Source organism: Pseudonocardia tropica, from assembly GCF_040105315.1.
In the GTDB taxonomy this organism is placed as follows: domain Bacteria; phylum Actinomycetota; class Actinomycetes; order Mycobacteriales; family Pseudonocardiaceae; genus Pseudonocardia; species Pseudonocardia alni.
In genome coordinates this window covers 114,971-136,240 of record NZ_JBEDNP010000002.1, presented here as the reverse complement: position 1 = coordinate 136,240, position 21,270 = coordinate 114,971, and the positions used below count along the sequence as shown (strand labels likewise).

Genomic DNA, 21,270 nt, shown 5'->3' with positions numbered 1-21,270 from the left:
CGGCGCTCAGAAGGGCACCTCGACGGTGTCGTGGTCGGCCCCGTCCGGCAGCGGATCGGTGAAGACCCGGTAGTCGAACGGCCGCGTCGTCGCCCGGCGGCCGCACGGTGCCACCCAGGTCAGGCTGCCGTCGGCCCCGGCGAGCACCTGCCAGCCCGGCGCGTCCTTCAGTACGTGGTCGGCCCGGCACAGCCCGAACAGGTTCTCCGCGCTGGTCGGCCCGTCCCCGGCCGCCCAGGGCTGATGGTGGTCGAGGTCGCGGACCCGGCGGCTGCACGCGGGGCCGCGACAGGTGCAGTCCCGCGCCCGGACGTGGTCGGCCATCGCGACCGGTGGGCGGTAGCGGGTGCGTCCGACGTCGAGCACCGTGCCCGACAGCGGGTCGGTCACCAGCCGCTGCCACACACCGCCGGCGGCGAGGGCACGGGCGAGGTCGGCGGGGATCGGGCCGTGCCCGACCAGCTCGGCCGGTGCCGCACCACCCATCAGCGTGCTGAGCGGGACGACGACCTGGATCAGCGGACGGCGACCCACCGCCTCCTGCGGGTCCGGCTTCGCGGCGAGCACCCGCGCGACCGCGGTGAGCAGGCCGTCCTCGTCGGTGCCCGCCCCGTCCGCACCGTCCGCACCGAGTGCGTCCCGGACCGTGCCGACGTCGGTGAGCGTCAGCGTGCCCTGCAGCAGCTGGTGGGCGAGGTCGACGCGCTTCTGGTCCAGGGTGCGGTCGTCGCACGGGTCGTCCAGGGAGCGCGCGAGCCGGTCGACGCACTGCCACGACGCCTCCACCTGCGCGGCGGTGCCGCCCAGCCACAGCGAGCCCATGCCGTCGTCTCCCGGGGAGATCGACATCCGCCGATCCGACCGGACCCGTTCGTGGCGCTCGCGGGCCCCGTCCGGGTCGACGCGGGCGATGTGGCGGCGCAGCCGGTCCCGCAGCAACCGGCGGTGCGCCTCCGGAGCGCCCGGGAGGACCGCGGCCTGCACCCGGCGGGCGCGCTCGTCGTCGAGGACGAGGGTCGACGACGAGATCGCCTCGGCGGCGCCCTCGTCGATCCGCCCCGACTCCCACGCGGCCAGGGTCTCGGGGAGCACCCGGGCGAACCGCTGTGCCTGCCCGATCAACGACCGGGCGTGGTCGCGCGGGATCCGGAGCACGATCGCGACCTGGTCCGGCAGCCACCGGGAGACGGGCTGCACCGCACGCGGGTCCGCTCCCGGCGGCGAGGCACTGCTTCCGGCGGGGTGGCGCTCCGCGATCTCCGAGACCGACCGCATCCGCAGGGCGGACGCGCGCCGCACCCGGTGCTCGGCACCCTCGAGGACGTCGAGCACCTGCAGGTCGGTGAGCCGGTCGGTCGGGATCCCGGCGACCAGGCACCGCAGCGCCGCCCATGCGATGTCGTCGATCCCGCCGGAGGGGGCGGGTGGGGGCTCGGGACCGCACATCTCGCCGCACATGTCGAGCGCGAGACCGTGCGGACACCGGGTCGCCTCCTCCACCGCCTCACGGCGGCGACGGTGTTCGAGCCAGGCCGGGTCGTCACCGGGGTCGGCGTGGTCCAGTACGGCCACAAGTTCGATCATACGTTCGATGATAGGCGTCCGAGCTGGCCTTCTCCAGGTCGTTCGGCGCTCACTTCCGGCCGTCCGACGCATCCGTCCGGCGGACGCTCGCCGGCTCACCGACGCAGCGCGGCACACGGCGCCGCGAGAGCAGGCCGCCACCGCGCGCGGGCCGGTGCGGTGGGCCGCGGGCGCCGCGGGGATCGGGGGGGCCGCCGCCCGCTACCGGGTCCGCGCCGAGGAGGCCGTCGCGATCGCCCCGCACCCGACCGCTCGACTGGACGGCGGAGGCGCGCGACCCCCGCACGCGCGAGGATGACCCCGTGCCCTCTCTCGCCGTCCCACTGCTCGCCACACTGGCGCTCCTCGCCCCGACGAGCGCGGCGGGCGCGGCGGGCGCGGCGGGCGGGACGACCGGGATGGGCCAGTCGAGCGCGGCAAGCCGGTCCAGCGCGGCGCCGAACCCGGCGGCCACAGCGTCGTGCGTCCCGGACCCCCGTCGCTCCGAGGACGCGTTCACCGGCACCGTCGCCTCGACCTCCACCGACGGCCGCGTCGCACAGGTCCGCACCGACGACGGCCGCGACGTCCAGGTCGTCGGCTCCCCCACCCCCCGGCCGAACACCGCGACCTCGGTCGACCGGTCGTACGCGACCGGGACCCGCTACGAGTTCCACCCGCTGAACCCGGCGAGCCCGTACGAGGACGACCTGTGCACCGCCACCCACGAGGTCGCGGCCGCGTTCGCGGCACCGCCCGGGCCCCCGGCGACCACGGTGTCGACGGGCGCGTTCGTGACCGCCCTCGTCGCGCTCGGGGTCGTCGCCCTGGTCGGGACCGTGGCGGCGTTCCTCGTCCCGAGCCGCCGTCGCCGCAACCGCCGACGGCGCCGGCGGACCTGACTCCGGCCCGGACAGCAGGTCCCACCGGTTCCCGGCGACGTCGCGGAACACTGCGACCGTGCCGTAGGCCTCCCGTGCGGGGGGTCCCTCGAACTCCACCCCGGGCGCCACGAGCCGCTCGCACTCCGCGGAGGCGTCGACCTCCGGGAAAGTGCCCACCCGCCCGGCGAACCGGTCACCGACGGCGGCCCGCTGCCGGTCGCCGTCGGCGCGGGCCAGGAGCAGACCGGTGTCGGCGCCGGGCGGACGCACCACGACCCGGCGCTTCGCCGCCCCGGTCGTCGAGGTCGTCGCGGGCGAGTCCTCGACCAGCTCGAAGCCGAGCACGTCGACGAGACAGGTGATCACGGCGTCGTGGTCGGCGACCACGAACGTGGTGCAGCGCAGCCTCATACCGTCACCGGTCCCCGACGCCGGGCCGGCGCGGACGCCACCAGCACCCCGCCGACCACCACCGCCCCGGCGACCAGCTCGGTCACCGACGGCCGCTCCCCGAGCAGCACCATCGCCAGGCTCATCCCGACCACCGGCACGAGCAGCGAGTGCGGCGCGACGAGCCCGGCCGGGTAGCGGCGCATCAGCCCGGTCCAGATGCCGGCGGCGAGCACCGTCGCGACCAGCGACAGGTACACGAGCGCGACCAGCCCGGCGACGCCGTCGGGGGTCACCGTCGCGACGACGTCGCCCCAGGCCCCCGGCCCCTCGACCACGGCCGAGGCGGCCAGCAGCGGCACCGGCGGGACGACGGTCATCCACAGCGTCAGGTGCAGCGCGTCGACCGCCTCGCCGTCGCGCTGGGCCAGGCGGCTGCACAGGTTCCCGGCCGCCCAGCCGAGCGCGCCGAGCAGGGTCAGCACGACCGGCAGCAGCGCCGCGGACTGGGCTCGGGCCAGCGCGATGCACCCCAGCCCGAGCACGGCGACGCCGATCCCGGCCCACTGCCGCGGCGTCACCCTCTCGCGCAGCAGCAGCGCACCCATCACGAGCGTGAACGGTCCCGACGCCTGCAGGACCAGCGACGCGAGCCCGGTCGGCATCCCGGCGTACATCCCCAGGAACAGGAAGAGGAACTGCACCGTGCCGAACCCGAGCCCGTAGCCGACGAGCCAGCGCAGCGGAACCCGCGGCCGCGGCACGAGGAGCACCGTCGGGACCGCCAGCACGAGCATCCGCAGCCCGGCCAGGAACAGCGGCTGGAAGTGCTCGAGCCCGACGTGGATGGCGATGAAGTTGGCGCCCCACAACACGGCGACGACGACGGCGAGCAGGCGGTCACGAACGGTCACGGCGTCCACGCTGCCGTCCCGAGACCGTGCAGACCAGCGACAACAACTGAAACGATGTTGTAGCGTTCCTGCATGGATGTGCGGCGGCTCCGGATCCTGCGCGAGCTCGCCGACCGCGGCTCGGTCACCGCTGTCGCCGCGGCGCTGAACTTCACCCCGTCCGCGGTGTCCCAGCAGCTCAAGGCACTGTCCCGGGAGGCGGGCCTGGAGCTGACGGCACCGGACGGGCGCGGGCTGCGGCTCACCGCGGCCGGGCGGGCCGTCGTCGACGGGGCGCAGGAGGTGCTCGACGCGCTGGGCCGGCTGGAGGAGACCGCCGCGGGGCTGCGCGAGGAGCCGCTGGGCACGGTGCGGGTGGTGTTCTTCCCGTCCGCGGCCCGGCTGCTGCTGCCCGGGCTGCTGCACCGGGCGGCCGCCCACCCCGGGCTGGCGCTGTCGTGCCGTGACCTCGACCTGCGCCCGGAGGAGGTACCGGCCGCCGCGGCCGACGCCGACGTCGTCGTCACCCACCACGACGAACGGCTCGACCCGCTGCGCACGGGCCGGCTCACCGTGCACCCGCTCCTGCGCGAGCCCCTCGACGTCGCGCTGCCCCCGGACCACCCGCTGGCCCACCGCGCCGAGGTGCACCTGTCCGACCTCGTCGGCGCCGACTGGATCTCGGTCGCCGTCGGTTGGCCGGTCGACGACGTGCTCAACTCGCTCGCCCTGGTCACCGGCACCGTGCCGCGGGTGGTGCAGCGGATCAACGACTTCTCGGTCACCGAGGAGCTCGTCGCGCACGGCCACGGCGTCGCGCTCCTGCCCCGCTACTCCACCGACCACCGCGACGGCACCCGGCTCGCGCTGCGCCCGCTCGCCGGGGTGCGGGCCGCCCGCCTGGTGCGCGCGGTGACCCGCGGTGCGGTGACCCGGCCCGCGGTCCGGCGGGTGCTCGACGAGCTGGCCGGGGAGGCCGCGGCCGTCAGAGCAGCCGGGTGACCTTGTTCAGGCCGCCGTAGCGGACCGGGGTGACCCGCACGCTCGCGCCCGAGTACGGGGCCTCGAGCATCGTCCCGTCGCCGAGGTAGATGGCGATGTGGTGGGTGCGGCCGTCCTCGGCCCAGGACAGCATGTCCCCGCGCCGCATGTCCGAGATCGGCACCAGCCGGCCGGCGTCGGCCTGGTTGCCGCTGTAGCGGGGCAGGCTGATGCCGACCCCGGCGAAGGCGAACTGCATCAGCCCCGAGCAGTCGAAGCCGACCTTGCGGAAGTCGCCGTGGGCGTCGGCGACGCCGCCGTCGCGGATCCCGCGGGTCGGGCCGCGCGAGTTGCCGCCGCCCCAGGCGTAGATGGTGCCGAGCTGGGCCATCGCCCGGTCGATCACGGTCTCGATCGCCGCCGACCCGGTGCGCCGCGGCGCGGGACCGTCCGACGGCGCGGGCTCCTGCGCGACCCGCGACGCCGCCTCCTCCCGGGCCCGCCGGTCGGCCTCGGCCCGGAGCCGGGCCTGCTCGGCCCGCCACGCCTCGTAGCGCTGACGCTGGGCGCGCAGCCCGGCGTCGGCGTTCTCGGCGGCGTCGAGCCGGGACTGCACGTCGGTGCGTTCGGTGTGCACCGCGTCGAGCCGGGTCTGCTGGGCGTCGGCGGCCGCGACGGCCTCGTCGACGGCGGAGTCGGCCGCAGCGGACGCCTGCTCGGCGTCGGCGCGACGCCGGTCGGCCTCCTCCTGTGCCGCGCGGGCGAGGGAGTCGGCGTTGGCCTGGGCGATGCGGGCCTGCTGGAGCTGCTCCAGGACGGCGGCCTGGTCCTCGCTCAGCGCGTCGGTGAGCCGGGCCCGGTCCATCAGGTCCTGCGGGTCGGTCGCCCGCGAGAGCAGGCCGAGCGGGCCCAGGTCGAGACCGTGGGCGTAGACGTCGCCGACGAAGGCGTCGATCCGGGTCCGGGCGTCGTCGACGGCGTGGCCCGCGGCCTCGGTCGCGGCGCGGGCGTCGGCGGCCCGGGCCGCGGCGGTCTCGGCCTCGCGGCCGGCGGCGTCGGCGGTGTCCCGGGCGGCGAGTGCCTCCTCGTTGCGCCCCGCGACCTCCATCTGCAGCTGCTCGGCCTGCGCGTCGAGCTCGGCGAGGCGGGCGGTGAGCCGGCCGACCTCGGCCGCCCGGTCCTGCACCGACCGGCGGCTGCGCTCCAGCTCGTCGTCGCCGGGGTTGGGCGGCGGCGGGGGCGGCGGCTGTGCCGGGAGCACCGCCGCGGCGGGCACGACGGCGGTCGCGGCCGCGCCCACCCCGGGCGAGGCCAGCGCGACCGCGACGAGCACGGCCACCACGACGAGGGTCGCCGACGGCTGGCGCGTCACGGGAGGGTCCTTCCGGGGAGCGGGGCGGGATCGACTGGGAACAGTGCCACTCGTGTCACCCGAACCCCGTGCGACACACCGGACCCGTCCACCGCACGGAGGACCCCGGCCGCCCGACGGCACCGCGACCCCGGCCACACCGGCCTCGCCAGGCTTATAGGACAGGCGTACTATTTGCGATACGAGGGTCCGCGCTGCTGCCGACACGGCGGTGCGCGAGACTCCGGCACGACGCAGGTGAGCACCTCCTCCCCCGCGAGGCGGGGCGGGCTCACCGCACCGGACAAGCGACCGCCCACCACCACGGGAGGACCACCAAGTGGCCAGCACCGACAGCTTCGGCGCCCGAGGACAGCTCGACGTCGGGGGCACCGGTTACGAGATCTTCCGGCTCTCCGCGGTGGAGGGCTCGAAGCGCCTGCCGTTCAGCCTGAAGGTCCTGCTCGAGAACCTGCTCCGCACCGAGGACGGTGCGAACGTCACGGCGGACCACATCAACGCCCTGGCGAACTGGGACCCGCAGGCCGACCCGGACACCGAGATCCAGTTCACCCCCGCCCGGGTGATCATGCAGGACTTCACCGGCGTGCCCTGCGTCGTCGACCTGGCGACCATGCGCGAGGCCGTGACCGAGATGGGCGGCGACCCGTCCAAGGTCAACCCGCTCGCGCCCGCCGAACTGGTCATCGACCACTCGGTGATGATCGACTTCTTCGGCACCGCCGACGCGTTCGAGAAGAACATCGAATTCGAGTACGGCCGCAACAAGGAGCGCTACCAGTTCCTGCGCTGGGGCCAGGGCGCCTTCGACGAGTTCAAGGTCGTCCCGCCCGGCACCGGCATCGTGCACCAGGTCAACATCGAGAACCTGGCCCGGGTGGTGATGCCCCGCAACGGGCAGGCCTACCCGGACACCCTGGTCGGCACCGACTCGCACACCACCATGGTCAACGGTCTGGGCGTGCTGGGCTGGGGCGTCGGCGGCATCGAGGCCGAGGCCGCGATGCTCGGCCAGCCGGTCTCGATGCTCATCCCCCAGGTCCTCGGCTTCAAGCTGACCGGGGAGATCCCGACCGGCGTGACCGCCACCGACGTGGTGCTCACGATCACCGAGATGCTGCGTCGCCAGGGCGTCGTCGGCAAGTTCGTCGAGTTCTACGGCGCCGGCGTCGGCGCGGTGCCGCTGGCCAACCGCGCCACCATCGGCAACATGAGCCCGGAGTTCGGCTCGACCGCGGCGATCTTCCCGATCGACGACGAGACCGTCCGCTACCTGAAGCTGACCGGCCGCTCCGCCGAGCAGATCGCGCTGGTCGAGGCCTACGCCAAGGAGCAGGGCCTCTGGCACGACCCGGACCACGAGCCGGTCTACTCCCAGACGATGGAGCTGGACCTGTCGACGGTCGTCCCGTCGATCGCCGGCCCGAAGCGCCCGCAGGACCGCATCGAGCTGACCGACGCCAAGCCGGCGTTCCGCAAGACCGTGCACGACTACACCGACGACGGCGTGGCCCCGAGCCCGCTCGCCGGCGTCGACGAGTCGTCGAACGAGTCCTTCCCGGCCAGCGACGCCCCGGCGCTCTCCTTCGCCGACGACGACGCCGCACCGGTCGTCATGTCGGCCGCGGACGGCTGCGAGGGCCGCCCGTCCAAGCCGGTCACCGTGACGTCCGACTCGCGCGGTGAGTTCGTGCTCGACCACGGCGCCGTGGTGATCGCCTCGATCACCTCGTGCACCAACACCTCGAACCCGAGCGTCATGCTCGGTGCGGCACTGCTCGCCAAGAACGCCGTCGACAGGGGCCTGACCACCAAGCCGTGGGTCAAGACCTCGATGGCCCCGGGCAGCCAGGTCGTCACCGACTACTACGAGAAGGCCGGTCTCTGGCCCTACCTCGACAAGCTCGGCTACAACCTGGTCGGCTACGGCTGCACCACCTGCATCGGCAACTCCGGCCCGCTGCCGGAGGAGATCTCGGCCGCGGTCAACGACAACGACCTCACCGTCGTGTCGGTGCTCTCGGGCAACCGGAACTTCGAGGGCCGGATCAACCCCGACGTCAAGATGAACTACCTGGCGTCCCCGCCGCTGGTCATCGCCTACGCGCTGGCCGGGACGATGGACTTCGACTTCGAGAACCAGCCCCTGGGCCAGGACTCGGACGGCGCCGACGTCTTCCTGCGCGACATCTGGCCCTCGACCGAGGACATCAACGCGGTCGTGGACTCCTCGATCACCTCGGAGATGTTCACCAAGAGCTACTCCGACGTGTTCCGCGGCGACGACCGCTGGCGCGCGCTGCCCACCCCGGAGGGCCGGACCTTCGAGTGGGACCAGCAGTCCACCTACGTCCGCAAGCCCCCGTACTTCGAGGGCATGAAGGGCGAGCCGGACCCGGTCACCGACATCTCCGGCGCCCGCGTGCTCGCGCTGCTCGGCGACTCGGTCACCACCGACCACATCTCGCCGGCCGGTGCGATCAAGCCGGGCACCCCGGCCGCGGAGTACCTGGACTCCCACGGCGTCGAGAAGAAGGACTACAACTCCTTCGGCTCGCGGCGCGGCAACCACGAGGTGATGATCCGCGGGACGTTCGCGAACATCCGGCTGCGCAACCAGCTCCTCGACGACGTCTCGGGTGGCTACACCCGCGACTTCACCCAGGACGGGGCCCCGCAGTCGTTCATCTACGACGCCGCGCAGAACTACGCCGCGCAGGGCACCCCGCTGGTCGTGCTGGGCGGCAAGGAGTACGGCTCCGGTTCCTCGCGTGACTGGGCGGCCAAGGGCACCGCGCTGCTGGGTGTGCGCGCCGTCATCGTCGAGTCCTTCGAGCGGATCCACCGCTCGAACCTGATCGGCATGGGCGTCGTCCCGCTGCAGTTCCCCGACGGCGAGTCGGCGACGAGCCTCGGGCTCGACGGCACCGAGACCTTCGACATCGCCGGCATCACCGGGCTGAACGAGGGGAAGACCCCGAAGTCGGTGCACGTGACCGCCACGAAGTCCTCCGGCGAGACCGTGGAGTTCGACGCGACGGTGCGCATCGACACCCCCGGTGAGGCGGACTACTACCGCAACGGCGGCATCCTGCAGTACGTCCTGCGGGGCATGCTGAAGAGCTGACGCGCGCAGTACCACCACCACGCGGAGCCCGTCCCCTCTCCAGGGGGCGGGCTCCGTCGTCGCTGCGGAGTCGCCCCTACGGGCGGGTCGCCAGGTCGCGGGAGATGCGCCGGGCGGCGTCGGCGGCGGCGCGGCCGTGGTCCTCGAAGACCTCCTCGGTCATGCGGACCGTGGGGCCGGACACCGACAGCGCCCCGACCGGGCGGCCGTCGGGACCGAGGACGGGGGCGCCGACCGCGGCGATGCCGTCGGAGAGCCCCTCGGGGTTGACCGACCACCCGCGCTCGCGGACCTCGGCGATCCGCGCCCGAAGCAGGTCGGGGTCGACGACGGTGTGCCGGGTGGAGGGGTCCAGCGGGCCGGCGAGGTAGGCGTCGACCTCCGCCGGGGTGCAGGCGGCGAGGTAGGCCTGGCCGGTGGCCGAGGCGTGCAGCGGGATGCGGTGGCCCAGCGGCAGGAACGCGCGCAGCCGGTGCGCGGTGTCGAGCCGTTCGAGCAGGACCAGCTCGCGGCCGCCCGGGGCGGCCAGGTGCACGGTCTCCCCCGTCGCGAGCTGCAGCTCGTGCAGCACCGGGACCGCCACCGCGCGCAGGCCACCGGCGTCGCGGGCCTGGTTGCCGACGGCGAACGCGCGGTAGGTGAGCCGCCAGCGCGCGGTGTCGTCGGCGACGCACCAGCCGACCTCGGCCAGGGTGCGCAGGATCCGCTGCACGGTGGACTTGGGCAGCGCGACGGTGCGGGCGAGGTCGGACAGCCCGACGGGCTGCCGCTCCCCCACCGCCTCCAGCACGCGGACCGCGGAGACGACGCTGTGGGTCGGAGCCATGGCCGGTGTTGAGCTCCCCCGTTCGGGCGACCTAGTGTCCGCCACCAGACGGTCCACTCTACGAACCACTGTGCCACCAGATGGACCGATACGACAAGCGCGTACCAATGGGGGTAGGCATGGCGGTGCAGGTCATCACGCTGGTGGTGTTCGCGGCGGTCTTCGTGATCGCCGAGGTCCGCCGGTCCCACATCGGGATCGTCATGTTCGCGGCCGCCGCCGGCATGGGACTGCTCGTCGCGGGCCTGCCGCTCGACGACATCGTCGCGGGCTTCCCCGTCGACATCCTGGTCCTGCTGGTCGGGGTGACGTTCTTCTTCGGGATCGCGAAGTCCAACGGCACCATCGGCCGGCTGGTGGACCGGGCGCTGGTCGTCGTCGGCGACCGGACCGGGGCGCTTCCGCTGACGTTCTTCGTGCTCACCGGCGTGGTGTCGGCGATGGGGTCGCCCCTGGGCGGGCTGGTCATGGCGCCGATCGGGATGACGGTGGCGCACCGGCGCGGGATCGACCCGATGCTGATGGCGCTGGCGATCGGGACCGGGCTGTCGGCGGGCGGGTTCGCGCCGACGTCGCTGTTCGGGATCGTCACCTGGGGGACGGCGTCGGCCGCGGGCATCGCGCTCAACCCGCTGACCCTGTTCGCGGTCGCGATCATCGCGAACCTGGTGCTGCTGGCCGCGTCCTACCTGATGTTCTCCGCCCGCAGCCGCGTCCCGGTCACCCCGGGCGGCGCCGGGCCCGAGGTGACCGGCGACGAGGAGCCCCCCGCCCACGAGCCGTTCCGCGCGACGCACCGGATCACCGTCGTCGCGATGCTCGGCCTGGTCGCGGCGGTCGTCGTGCTGGCGGTGCTCGACGCCGAGCCCGACGTCGGGGTCCTCGCCTTCGCCTTCGGCGCGGTGCTCACCCTGATCGACCCGGACAGCGGCCGCGGCGCCCTGAAGGAGATCGACTGGTCCACCGTCCTGCTGGTCGGCGGGATCATCACCTACGTCGGTGTGCTGCAGGAGATCGGCTCGGTCGACCTGCTGGGCGACCTCGCCGCGAGCCTCACCGTCCCGCTGCTCGCCGCCCTGGTGATCTGCGCGGTGTGCGGGCTGGTGTCGGCGTTCGCGTCGACCACCGGCATCCTCGCCGCGCTCGTGCCGCTGGCGATCCCGCTGGTCCAGCAGGGCGGGGTCCCGGGCTGGGCACTGATCTGCGCGCTCGGGGTCTGCTCGTCCATCGTGGACGTGTCACCCTTCTCGACGGTGGGTGCGACGCTGGTCGCCACCACCGTCGACGAGCAGGAACGTCCCCGCATGACCGCGCTGCTGACCCGCTGGGGCCTGTCCATGGTCGTCATCGGCCCGATCGCGCTGGTGGGAGCCCTCGTGCTGCCCGCCATGGCGGTCTGACCCCGTCACCACCAGGAGAACGACGTTGTTCCTCACCTCGCTCACCGGCACCCAGGATCTGGAGCGTGCCGTCACCATCGGCGACGACGTGCTGTCCCGCGCCGAGCTCCTCGACCGGGCCGGGCGCCTCGCCGCCGGGATCCCCGACCACGGCCCCCTCGCCGTCCACGCCACCGCCTCGATCGACACCGTCGTCGCGGTCACCGCCGCCATCCTCGCCGGCGTCCCGGTCGTGCCCGTCCCCCCGGACTCCGGACCCGCCGAACGCGGCCACGTCCTGACCGACTCCGGCGCCACCGCCTGGGCCGGGGAACGACCCGACGACGTCGACCTCCCGGTCGCGGTCCCCGGCCCGCAGCCGATCAGCCCGCGCCCGGTCGACCCCACGGCCACCGCGATGCTGCTCTACACCTCCGGCACCACCGGCCGCCCCAAGGGCGCCCAGCTGTCCGGCGCCGCGATCGCCGCGGGCCTCGACGCCCTGTTCGAGGTGTGGGACTGGACGCCCGACGACACCGTCGCCCACGGGCTGCCCCTCTTCCACGTGCACGGGCTGATCCTGGGCGTGCTGGGCTCGCTGCGCCGCGGGTCGCGGGTCGTGCACACCGTCAAGCCGCAGCCGGCCCGCTACGCCGCCGTCGACGCGTCGATGTACTTCGGGGTGCCGACGGTGTGGAACCGGATCGTCGACGAGCCCGACTCCGCCCGCGCACTGTCCCGGGCCCGGCTGCTGGTCTCCGGCAGCGCTCCCCTGCCCGCCTCGTTGTTCGACCGGATCGCCACGCTGACCGGGCAGGCACCCGTCGAGCGCTACGGCATGACCGAGACCATGATCACGCTGTCCGCGCTCGCGTCCGGGGAGCGCCGCGCGGGCTGGGTCGGACTCCCCGTCCCGGGCGCCGAGACCCGGCTGCTCCCCGCCTCCGACGACGCGACCGACGCCGACACCGTCCCCGACGACGGCGAGACCGTCGGACGCCTCGAGGTCCGCGGCCCGATGCTGTTCGACGGGTACCTCCACCGCCCCGACGCGAACGACGAGTGCTGGGCCGGCGACGGCTGGTTCCGCACCGGCGACCTCGCCGTCCGCGCCCCCGACGGGTTCCACCGCATCGTCGGCCGCGAGTCCACCGACCTCATCAAGTCCGGCGGCTACCGCATCGGGTCCGGCGAGATCGAGGCCGTCCTCCTCGACCACCCCGCCGTGTCCGAGGTCGCCGTCGTCGGAGCACCCGACCCCGACCTCGGCCAGAAGATCGTCGCCTACGTCGTCGGCGACGGACACGACGCCTCGGCCCTGATCGACCACGTCGCCGCACAGCTGTCCTGGCACAAACGCCCCCGCGAGGTGGTCTTCCTCGACGCCCTGCCCCGCAACCCGATGGGCAAGGTCCAGAAGAAGCTGCTCGGAACCTGAGCGGACCGGGCCGATCGGTCCTAGGTTCGGATCATGCCCGGTGCGCACTCACCCTCGGAGGACCGCGGCGACGACCGCGCGGTCCCGGTCAACCCGGTCTTCGCCGCGGAGCCCGTCGACATCCCCCGCTTCCGCCTCCCCGACACCGGGATGCGCCCGGAGATCGCGTACCAGGTCGTGCACGACGAGCTGATGCTCGACGGGAACGCCCGGCTGAACCTGGCCACGTTCGTCACGACGTGGGCGGAGCCCCAGGCCGAGCGGCTGATGGCCGAGTCCTTCGACAAGAACATGATCGACAAGGACGAGTACCCGCGGACCGCGGACCTGGAGCAGCGGTGCGTGCGGATGCTCGCCGACCTGTGGCACGCCCCCGACCCGGGGCGCGCCGTCGGCTGCTCGACGACGGGCTCGTCGGAGGCGTGCATGCTGGGCGGGCTGGCGCTCAAGCGGCGCTGGCAGCACCGGCGGAAGGCGGCGGGCCTCCCGACGGACCGGCCGAACATCGTGATGGGCGTGAACGTCCAGATCTGCTGGGACAAGTTCGCGAACTACTGGGACGTGGAGCCGCGGCTGGTCCCGATGGAGGGCGACCGGCTGCACCTGGGCGCCGAGGAGGCCGTCGCGCTCTGCGACGAGAACACCATCGGCGTCGTCGCGATCCTCGGGTCCACCTTCGACGGCAGCTACGAGCCGGTCGCGCAGCTGTGCGCGGCGCTGGACGACCTGCAGTCCCGCTCCGGGCTGGACGTGCCGGTGCACGTCGACGGCGCCTCCGGGGCGATGGTCGCGCCGTTCTGCGACCCGGACCTGGAGTGGGACTTCCGGCTGCCGCGGGTGGCGTCGATCAACACCTCCGGCCACAAGTACGGCCTGGTGCACCCGGGCGTCGGGTGGGCGGTGTGGCGCGACACCGACGCGCTGCCCGAGGACCTGGTGTTCCGGGTGAACTACCTCGGCGGTGACATGCCGACGTTCGCGCTGAACTTCTCCCGCCCCGGCGGCCAGGTGATCGCCCAGTACTACAACTTCCTGCGGCTGGGGCACGAGGGCTACGCCCGGGTGCAGGGCACCTGCCGGGAGATCGCGACCGGGCTGGCCCGGCGGATCGAGGCCACGGGTGCGTTCCGGCTGCTCACCGACGGCTCGCAGCTGCCGGTGTTCGCGTTCACCGTCGCCGACGGCGAGCCGTTCTCGGTGTTCGACGTGTCGGCCGGCCTGCGCGAGACGGGGTGGCTGGTCCCGGCGTACACGTTCCCGGAGAACCGGGAGGACCTGGCGGCGCTGCGGATCGTGGTGCGCAACGGGTTCAGCCACGACCTGGCCGCGTTGCTGCTCGACGACCTGGCGCGGGTGCTGGAGCGGCTGCGCCGCCAGGCCGGTCCGGTCCGCGGGAGCGAGGCCGCGGGCTTCGCGCACGGCACGTGAGCCGGGCCCGGCGGGACACCCGCACGGCGTACCTGCTGCTGGCGCCCAGCCTGGTGGGCGTGGTGCTGTTCCTGCTGGTCCCGGTGCTGATCGTGGCGGGGCTGGCACTGTTCCGGTGGGACCTGGTCGGGCCGCGGACCTTCGTCGGGCCGGACAACGTCGCCGCGGTCGCCGCCGACGGCCGGTTCGCCCGGTCCCTGCTGGTGACGGCGTTCTTCGTGCTCATCGTCATCCCGGTGCAGACCGTGCTCGGGCTGGCGGCCGCGCTGCTGCTGGACCGCGGGCTCCCCGGGACGACGGTGTTCCGGGTGGTGTTCGTGCTGCCGTGGATCTGCGCGCCGCTGGTGCTGGGCGTGGTGTGGCGGTGGATCCTGTCCCCCACCGACGGCGCTCAACGCGCTGCTCGGGATCCGCGTCGAGTGGCTGGCCGACCCGGCGCTGGCGCTGCCGTCGGTCGCCGCGGTGACCGCCTGGACCCAGGTCGGCTACGTCGCCCTGTTCTTCCTGGCCGGGCTGCGCGCCATCCCCGACACGATCGTGGAGGCGGCCCGGCTCGACGGGGCGTCGGCGTGGCAGCTGCTGTGGCGGATCCGGCTCCCGCTGCTGCGCCCGACGCTGTTCTTCGTGCTGGTCACCGGGGTGATCTCCAGCTTCCAGGTGTTCGACTCGGTGTACGCGCTCACCCCGAACGGCGGCCCGCAGGGTGTCACCGACGTCGTCGCCGGGCGGATCTACTACGAGGCGTTCGAGAACCGCGCGGTCGGGCAGGCCGCGGTGATGGCGATGGTGCTGTTCGTGATCCTGGTGGTGGTGACCGTGGCCCAGCAGCGGTGGTTCAGCCGTCGCACGACCTACGAGCTCGACACGTGAGGCGGGGCAGGCTGGTCGACGCGGCCGTGCTGGTCGCGCTGCTGGTGGGCGCGGTGGCGACGCTGGCGCCGTTCGTGCTGAGCGTGTCGACGGCGCTGAAGACGACCCGGCAGTTCGCGTCGACGCCGGTGCTGTCACCGCCGGCCCCGCCGACGGTGGAGAACATCGTGACCCTGTTCGGCCGGGACTACGACTTCGTGACCCCGATCGCGGTGACCGCCCAGGTGGTGGTCGTCGTCCTGGTGGGGCAGCTGCTGTTCTCGGTGCTGGCCGCGTACGCGTTCGCCCGCCTGGAGTTCCCCGGCCGGGACGCGCTGTTCTGGGTGTACCTGGGGACGCTGATGGTGCCGCAGGCGGTGACGGTGATCCCGCTGTACCTGATGATGACCGAGGTGGGGCTGCGGAACACGTTCTGGGCGCTGGTCCTGCCCTACGTGCTCGGGTCGCCGTTCGCGATCTTCCTGTTGCGTGAGCACTTCCGGACCATCCCGCAGGACCTGATCGACGCCGCCCGGCTCGACGGCGCCGGGACGGTCCGGATCCTGCGGCACGTCGTCGTGCCGGTGAGCCGGCCGATCCTCACGACCCTGGCGGTGATCACCGTGGTGACGCACTGGAACAACTTCCTGTGGCCGCTGGTCATCACCTCCGGCCGGACCTGGCAGGTGATGACGGTGGCGACCGCCGGGCTGCAGACGCAGTACAACGGGAACTGGCCGGTCGTGATGGCGGCGACGACGGTCGCGATCGTCCCGCTGATCGTGCTGTTCCTGGTGTTCCGGCGCAGCGTCGTCCGCTCGATCACGATCACGGGGTTCCGGTGAGACGGCGGCTCGGCGCCGCCCTGGCGCTGGTCGGGGTGCTGCTGCTGGCGGCGTGCTCACCGGCGTCCCGTTTCGACGACTCCACCGGAGACGGCACGGACGGCGTCACCACGGTGACGCTGCGGCTGTGGGACACCCAGATCGCGGCGGCCTACGAGCGCTCGTTCGCGGCGTTCTCCCAGGCCAACCCGGACATCCGGGTCGAGCTCGTGCAGGTGCCGTTCGAGGACTACTTCACCTCGCTGCCGCTGGACGTCGCGTCCGGCACCGCGACCGACGTCTACTGGGTCAACTCGTCGAACTTCGGGGCGTTCGCCGACGCCGGGAAGCTGATCGACGTCGGTGCCGCGCTCGCCGACCAGCGCGCCGGCTGGGTGGACGCCGCCGTCGCGCAGTACACCCGCGGCGGGACCCTGTGGGGCGTCCCGGTGGTGACCGACGGCCGGATCGCCGTGTTCTACAACAGGGACCTCGTCCGCGCGGCGGGCGTCGACCCGGCCGCGCTGCGCTGGGACCCCACCGACCCGGCCCGCGACACCCTGCTCCCCGCGGCCCGGAGGCTGACCCGCGACGCCGCCGGGCGCAGCGCCGGCACGCCCGGGTTCGACCCGGGCACCGTGCGCCAGTACGGCTTCAACGCCGGCCGGGACCTGCAGGCGATCTACCTGGACTTCCTCGGCTCGGCCGGTGGCCGGCTCCAGGCGCCCGACGAGACCTTCGACGTCGCGACGCCCGCGGGCGAGCAGGCGTTCGGCTACCTCGTGAACATGATCAACACCGAGCGGGTGGCGCCGTCCGCGGCGGACACGAACCAGAATCCGGACTTCAGCCGCGACCAGTTCCTGCAGGGCCGGATGGCGCTGTTCCAGAGCGGCACCTACAACCTCGCCAACATCGCCGAGGGCGCCACGTTCGACTGGGGCGTCGCCCCCATGGTCGAGGGCCCGCGGGGCCGGGTGAGCGTGGTGTCGAGCATCGTCGCCGCCGGCAACGCCGACAGCCCGAAGCGCCCGGAGATCCTTCGGGTGCTGCGCTGGCTGGGATCCCCCGAGGGCGCCGCCCCGGTCGGCGACGGCGGCGCCGGGCTGCCCGCGGTGACGGCGGCCCAGCGGGGCTGGTTCGACTACTGGGCGCGGCGCGGCGTCGACACCCGGGAGTTCGTCGCGGACGGCCCGACGACCCCGGCCCCGTCCGGCCCGAAGGTGGGCGCGGCGACGACGGCGATGGAGCCCGCGCTCGACGAGCTGTTCGCCGGCCGGGTCCCGGTCGGCCCGGGGCTGCGGGCCGCGCAGGACATCGGCAACGCGGCGCTGCGCTGACCCGGGGGCTGATAACCTCCGCGGTGCGCCCCCGATGGGCCCAGCCGGAAGGAGTTCTCGCCAGTCCCGCACGGGCCCGCGGGCGCAGCTCCTTCCGCAGGTCGTTCGCGTGGTCCCCGCTGTCGTCAGGAGACCCGTATGACCTGCACGTTCAACCACACGATCATCGCCACCCGGGACCGGGTGGCCTCCGCCGCGTTCTACCGGCACGTCCTGGAGGCGGCCGAGGCGCCGTCCGGGGGGCCGTTCACCAACATCGCCCTCGACGGCGGTGTCCTCGTCCAGTTCGCCGATCTGCCCCTCCACGTGGTGCCCGAGATCCAGCCGCAGCACTACGCGTTCCTCGTCGACGACGCGCTGTTCGACCGCGCGTACGCCCGCCTCGTCGAGGACGGGACGGAGCACTGGGCCGACCCGCAGCGCACCCGTCCCGGGGAGATCAACCACGGGCACGGCGGGCGCGGGGTGTACTTCCTCGACCCGGCCGGTCACTATCTGGAGATGATCACCCGGCCGTATGTCTGACGTCGCCGCGGCCCGGCGCTGGCTCGGCGCCGCCCGGCCCGACCCCGGCCGGGCCCCGGACTGGATGGGGCCGCTGCTGCGCGGGCTGGAGCACGCCGGGCCGCGCGACATCAGCACGAACGACCTGCCCGCCGACCACCCTCGGGCCCCGGCAGTCGGCCGTACTGGTACTGCTCGGGCAGGGCCCGGACGGCCCGGAGGTCGTCCTGCAGCGGCGGGCCCGACGGCTGCGCCACCACTCCGGGGAGATCTCCTTCCCCGGGGGCCGCGCGGACCCGGGCGACGCCGACCCGGCCGCGACGGCGCTGCGGGAGGCCACCGAGGAGACCGGGCTCGACCCGTCCGGTGTGGACGTCGTGGCGATGTTGCCGCGGCTGATCCTGCTGACCGGGTTCCACGTGACCGCGGTGCTCGGGCACTGGCGGACGCCGACCCGGCTGCACGCGGTCGACCCGGCCGAGACCGACGCGGTGCTGCACGTGCCGCTGGCGGTGCTGGCCGACCCGGCGCACCGGTTCCGGCTCCGGGCCGGCGGCGGCGTCTGGCGGGGTCCCGGGTTCCGGGTGGGCGACGACGTGGTGTGGGGGTTCACCGGCGACGTCGTCGACGCGGTGCTGCGCCTGGGCGGGTGGGAGCGGCCGTGGCCGCCCGGCCCGGAGCTGGAGTGGGAGTCGCTGTGACCGCGGCGCGCGCGTAGGCCACTCACGACGAGGCCAGGACGGCGTCGAGCAGCACCGGAGCACTGTGCCGAGGGGTTCGTGGGGCGAGCAGGTCGGGCCGGTGGAGCGGGTTGCGCCGGGGCCCGCCCGGCACCCAGGGCGGTGGATGGAACACCGGGAACCCGCCGTCGATCTCGACCACCCAGTCCCCGATGTGGATCATGCGATGGTGGTGCGGACACAGCAGCACCAAGTTGTCCAGAGCCGTGGGACCACCCGCTGCCCAGCGGGTCACGTGGTGGGCCACGCACCACTGCGGCGGCGACTCGCACCCCGGGAACGCGCACCCGCCGTCGCGCTGGGCCAGCGCCCGACGCTGCGCCCGCGTCGCCAGCCGCTGCTCGCGCCCGACGAACAACGGCTCCCCCGTCGACGCCAGCACGATCGGCACCACCCGCGCATCACACGCCAGCCGCAACGCATCCTCCGCCGCGATCGCCGCGGACGACCCACCCGCACCGAACCCGAGCAACCCGGCCCCGGCACCCGAGGTCAGGGTCTCCAGCGGCACCGTCACGGTCAGCGCCACCGGCTGTCCGTTCTCGACGCCGAGATCCCCCACCGCCAGCAACCGACGGGCCAGCTCGACCAGGCCGTCCCCGTTGCGCTCGGCCGTGGAGCGTTCGTCCCGTGGCTGCCCGGCGCCGTCGGGCGGGACCGGGGCGGTCAGCGGCGACAGCGCGCTGCGCAGGACCGCGGCGGACTCGGTGTCCAACCAGCCCCGCGCCTCGAACCCCGACCCCCGCGGACGCAACGCGAGCCGGTTGCGGGTCGGCTTCGGTTCCCGCGGACGCGGCCCGTCGGGATCCAGCAGCGCGACGGCCCGCCTGCCGAGCGTGTCCACCGCATCGGGATCCAGGGTCCGGGCGTGGGCGACGAGGTCGGCCTCCAGCACCGGCCGGTGCTCGCCGAGGTGCGGGGGCAGCGAGGCGAGCACCCGGATGATCACGCGCACGTGCTCCGCGGTGACCGCACCGTCCTCGAAAGCTTCGGCGAGCACCGGCAGCTCGGGGTCCACCTGGTCGCCGGTGATCAGGAATAGCGGCGAGAGCTTCCGGGCGGCGTCGACGCGGGCGCGGGCGGTGGACAGCGCGACGTTCTGCACCGTGCGCAGCAGGTCCGCGGTGTCACGGAACCCCTTCGCCCCGGCCAGCCCGCGGGTGACGACCTCCGCGACGAGTGCGACCAGGGACGCGGACTCGCGGTTGATCCGTTCCTGGACGGCCGCGACCGCGACGAGGAGTGCCTCGTCGTCGGTCTGCCGGAGCTCGTCCACGCACCTGACTCTACTCGACCATGTGTTCGATTACAGGTCGTTGAGCTGGGCGGCGATCCGAGTACGACGAGCGGCGGCTCAGCCCGTGAAGCCGTCCATGACACCGTCGCCGTCCAGGTCCGAGCCGCAGGCAGCGGTGCCGTAGTACGTGCTGGACGGGTCGGAGCAGGCGACCTCCAGCCCGTCGCCGACGACCTCGGACTGCTCGGCCTGCAACTGCTCCAGGTACTCCCGCCGCGCCTGCTCACGAGACGACGCGTTCCGGTGCGGCGCGTGGCGGCCGTGCGACGGTCGCTAGCAGTGGCGCGGCGACCAGGGCCAGCGCCGCCGCCGTCCACACCGGACCGGTGGGCCCGGCGGCGGCGAGTCCCGCACCGCCCAGCAGCGGGCCCACCGTCGCCCCGGCGTTCAGCGACGCGGTGGCGACCGCGCCGCCGAGGGTCGGCGCCTCACGGGCGAGGGTCAGCGCCCGGGCGATCAGCGTCGAGCCGACCGCGAACCCGAGCGCACCCAGCAGGCCCACCAGCGCGAGCACCGCCACCGGGTGCCCGGCACCGACGGCGAGCGCCGCCCAGCCCGGCGGCAGCGCGCCGCCCGCGACGAGCAGCAGCGGACGGGTGCGGGTGTCGGCGAACCGGCCCGCGACGCCCACCCCGGCGGCGGCGCCGACCCCGAACAGCAGCAGCCCGGCGGGTACGGCGGGCGGGCCGCCCGCCGTCGCCAGCAGCGGGGCCAGGTAGGTGTGCGCGGCGAACGTCGATCCGTTCACCAGGGCGCCGAGCGCGAGTGTCCGTACGACCGCGCCCCGGCGCAGCACCGTCAGCTCGGCCCGCAGGCCGGGCGCGGGTGCCCGGCCGCCCTCGTCGGCCGGAACCCCGGCCACGACCCCCACCAGCGCGACGGCGGCGACCGCCGCGACCGACCAGAACGTCGCCCGCCAGCCGAACGCCTGCCCGACCAGCGCGCCGGCCGGGACGCCGGCGATCAGGGCGAGGGTCGTGCCGGACAGCAGGGTCGCGGTCGCGCGGGCGGTGCGCTCCGGGGGCACGGCGGCGACCGCGACCGACAGGGCGACGGCGAGGAACCCGGCGGTGCACAGCGCCGCGAGCACCCGGGTGACCAGCAGGACCCCGAGTCCGGGTGCCAGCGCCCCGGCGACGTGCACGGCGACGAACGCGGCGAGGAACCCCCGCAGCGCGAGCCGCGGTGGCAGCCGGCGGGCGGCGAGCGCCACGAGCGGCGCGCCGACGACCATCCCGACGGCGAACGCCGAGGTCAGCGACCCGGCGGCGAGCGGCGTGACGCCGAGGTCGGCGGCGATGTCCGGGACGAGCCCGGCGAGCATGAACTCCGAGGTGGCCTGCGCGAGGACGGCGCAGGCGAGGACGACGAGCAGCACGGTGGAACTCCGTGGGTGACGGGGTCGTGGAACGGACGCCGGTCCGGCCTCGTCACC

General features: G+C 74.2%; 18 protein-coding genes and 2 pseudogenes. 12 read left to right on the top strand and 8 right to left on the bottom strand.

What is annotated here, in order from left to right; all coding sequences use genetic code 11:
- Positions 1 to 6 precede the first annotated feature (6 nt).
- Positions 7 to 1,584 (bottom strand): HNH endonuclease signature motif containing protein, encoded by a 1,578-nt coding sequence (locus WHI96_RS03890; protein ID WP_345647160.1) that lies wholly within the window; start codon positions 1,582 to 1,584, stop codon positions 7 to 9.
- A 302-nt stretch (positions 1,585 to 1,886) separates the two neighbouring features.
- Here WHI96_RS03890 and WHI96_RS03885 point away from each other — a divergent pair, with 302 nt between their 5' ends.
- On the top strand, positions 1,887 to 2,465 hold the full coding sequence (locus WHI96_RS03885) for a hypothetical protein (RefSeq protein ID WP_345647302.1): 579 nt from the start codon (positions 1,887 to 1,889) through the stop codon (positions 2,463 to 2,465).
- Between the two features lie 30 nt (positions 2,466 to 2,495).
- On the opposite strand, the pseudogene WHI96_RS03880 reads toward WHI96_RS03885, so the two are convergent.
- Positions 2,496 to 2,858 (bottom strand): annotated as a pseudogene (locus tag WHI96_RS03880) (VOC family protein); the annotation flags it as partial.
- Entirely contained in the window at positions 2,855 to 3,751 is an 897-nt protein-coding gene (locus WHI96_RS03875; protein ID WP_345647157.1) for an EamA family transporter, read from the bottom strand. The pseudogene WHI96_RS03880 and the gene WHI96_RS03875, both read right to left, overlap by 4 nt.
- 72 nt (positions 3,752 to 3,823) lie before the next feature.
- On the opposite strand from WHI96_RS03875, the gene WHI96_RS03870 reads away from it, so the two are divergent.
- A complete protein-coding gene (locus tag WHI96_RS03870; RefSeq protein WP_345647154.1) occupies positions 3,824 to 4,732 on the top strand; it encodes a LysR family transcriptional regulator in 909 nt (302 codons plus the stop codon).
- Here WHI96_RS03870 and WHI96_RS03865 read toward each other — a convergent pair.
- Positions 4,716 to 6,083 (bottom strand): C40 family peptidase, encoded by a 1,368-nt coding sequence (locus WHI96_RS03865; protein ID WP_345647151.1) that lies wholly within the window; start codon positions 6,081 to 6,083, stop codon positions 4,716 to 4,718. The two genes, WHI96_RS03870 and WHI96_RS03865, sit on opposite strands and share 17 nt — an antisense overlap.
- Before the next feature lie 319 nt (positions 6,084 to 6,402).
- Here WHI96_RS03865 and WHI96_RS03860 point away from each other — a divergent pair, with 319 nt between their 5' ends.
- A complete protein-coding gene (locus WHI96_RS03860; RefSeq protein ID WP_345647148.1) occupies positions 6,403 to 9,210 on the top strand; it encodes an aconitate hydratase in 2,808 nt (935 codons plus the stop codon).
- Positions 9,211 to 9,286: 76 nt separating this feature from the next.
- On the opposite strand, the gene WHI96_RS03855 is transcribed toward WHI96_RS03860, so the two are convergent.
- A complete protein-coding gene (locus WHI96_RS03855) occupies positions 9,287 to 10,036 on the bottom strand; it encodes an IclR family transcriptional regulator (protein ID WP_345647145.1) in 750 nt (249 codons plus the stop codon).
- A 119-nt stretch (positions 10,037 to 10,155) separates the two neighbouring features.
- Between WHI96_RS03855 and WHI96_RS03850 the strand changes: the two genes are divergently transcribed.
- From WHI96_RS03850 to WHI96_RS27805, 9 genes and pseudogenes are all read left to right on the top strand, one after another.
- Positions 10,156 to 11,436, top strand: coding sequence for an ArsB/NhaD family transporter (locus WHI96_RS03850; RefSeq protein WP_345647142.1), 1,281 nt, complete (start codon positions 10,156 to 10,158; stop codon positions 11,434 to 11,436).
- Positions 11,437 to 11,461: 25 nt separating this feature from the next.
- Positions 11,462 to 12,853, top strand: a complete 1,392-nt coding sequence (locus WHI96_RS03845; protein WP_345647139.1) for an acyl-CoA synthetase — start codon at positions 11,462 to 11,464, stop codon at positions 12,851 to 12,853.
- A 33-nt stretch (positions 12,854 to 12,886) separates the two neighbouring features.
- A complete protein-coding gene (gene gad, locus WHI96_RS03840) occupies positions 12,887 to 14,281 on the top strand; it encodes a glutamate decarboxylase (protein WP_345647136.1) in 1,395 nt (464 codons plus the stop codon).
- A gap of 462 nt (positions 14,282 to 14,743) precedes the next feature.
- Positions 14,744 to 15,151, top strand: coding sequence for a carbohydrate ABC transporter permease (locus WHI96_RS03835; RefSeq protein ID WP_345647133.1), 408 nt, complete (start codon positions 14,744 to 14,746; stop codon positions 15,149 to 15,151).
- Complete coding sequence (locus WHI96_RS03830; protein ID WP_345647130.1) at positions 15,148 to 15,975, top strand: carbohydrate ABC transporter permease; 828 nt, start codon at positions 15,148 to 15,150, stop codon at positions 15,973 to 15,975. The genes WHI96_RS03835 and WHI96_RS03830 overlap by 4 nt, the downstream gene beginning before the upstream one ends.
- Positions 15,972 to 17,294 (top strand): extracellular solute-binding protein, encoded by a 1,323-nt coding sequence (locus tag WHI96_RS03825; protein ID WP_345647127.1) that lies wholly within the window; start codon positions 15,972 to 15,974, stop codon positions 17,292 to 17,294. The genes WHI96_RS03830 and WHI96_RS03825 overlap by 4 nt, the downstream gene beginning before the upstream one ends.
- Positions 17,295 to 17,432: 138 nt before the next feature.
- The gene (locus WHI96_RS03820) at positions 17,433 to 17,819 is read left to right on the top strand and encodes a VOC family protein (protein WP_345647124.1); all 387 of its coding nucleotides are present in this window, start codon (positions 17,433 to 17,435) and stop codon (positions 17,817 to 17,819) included.
- Positions 17,816 to 18,145: pseudogene (locus tag WHI96_RS27810) on the top strand (NUDIX hydrolase); the annotation flags it as partial. The gene WHI96_RS03820 and the pseudogene WHI96_RS27810, both read left to right, overlap by 4 nt.
- Positions 18,146 to 18,175: 30 nt before the next feature.
- Positions 18,176 to 18,499, top strand: a complete 324-nt coding sequence (locus WHI96_RS27805; protein WP_425571631.1) for an NUDIX hydrolase — start codon at positions 18,176 to 18,178, stop codon at positions 18,497 to 18,499.
- Between the two features lie 22 nt (positions 18,500 to 18,521).
- Here WHI96_RS27805 and WHI96_RS03810 read toward each other — a convergent pair whose 3' ends face one another.
- The 3 genes from WHI96_RS03810 to WHI96_RS03800 form a co-directional block, all read right to left on the bottom strand.
- A complete protein-coding gene (locus WHI96_RS03810) occupies positions 18,522 to 19,814 on the bottom strand; it encodes an HNH endonuclease signature motif containing protein (protein WP_345647122.1) in 1,293 nt (430 codons plus the stop codon).
- Positions 19,815 to 19,892: 78 nt separating this feature from the next.
- Complete coding sequence (locus WHI96_RS03805) at positions 19,893 to 20,030, bottom strand: hypothetical protein (protein ID WP_345647119.1); 138 nt, start codon at positions 20,028 to 20,030, stop codon at positions 19,893 to 19,895.
- 28 nt (positions 20,031 to 20,058) lie between these two features.
- Complete coding sequence (locus WHI96_RS03800) at positions 20,059 to 21,213, bottom strand: Cmx/CmrA family chloramphenicol efflux MFS transporter (protein ID WP_345647116.1); 1,155 nt, start codon at positions 21,211 to 21,213, stop codon at positions 20,059 to 20,061.
- Positions 21,214 to 21,270: the final 57 nt, after the last annotated feature.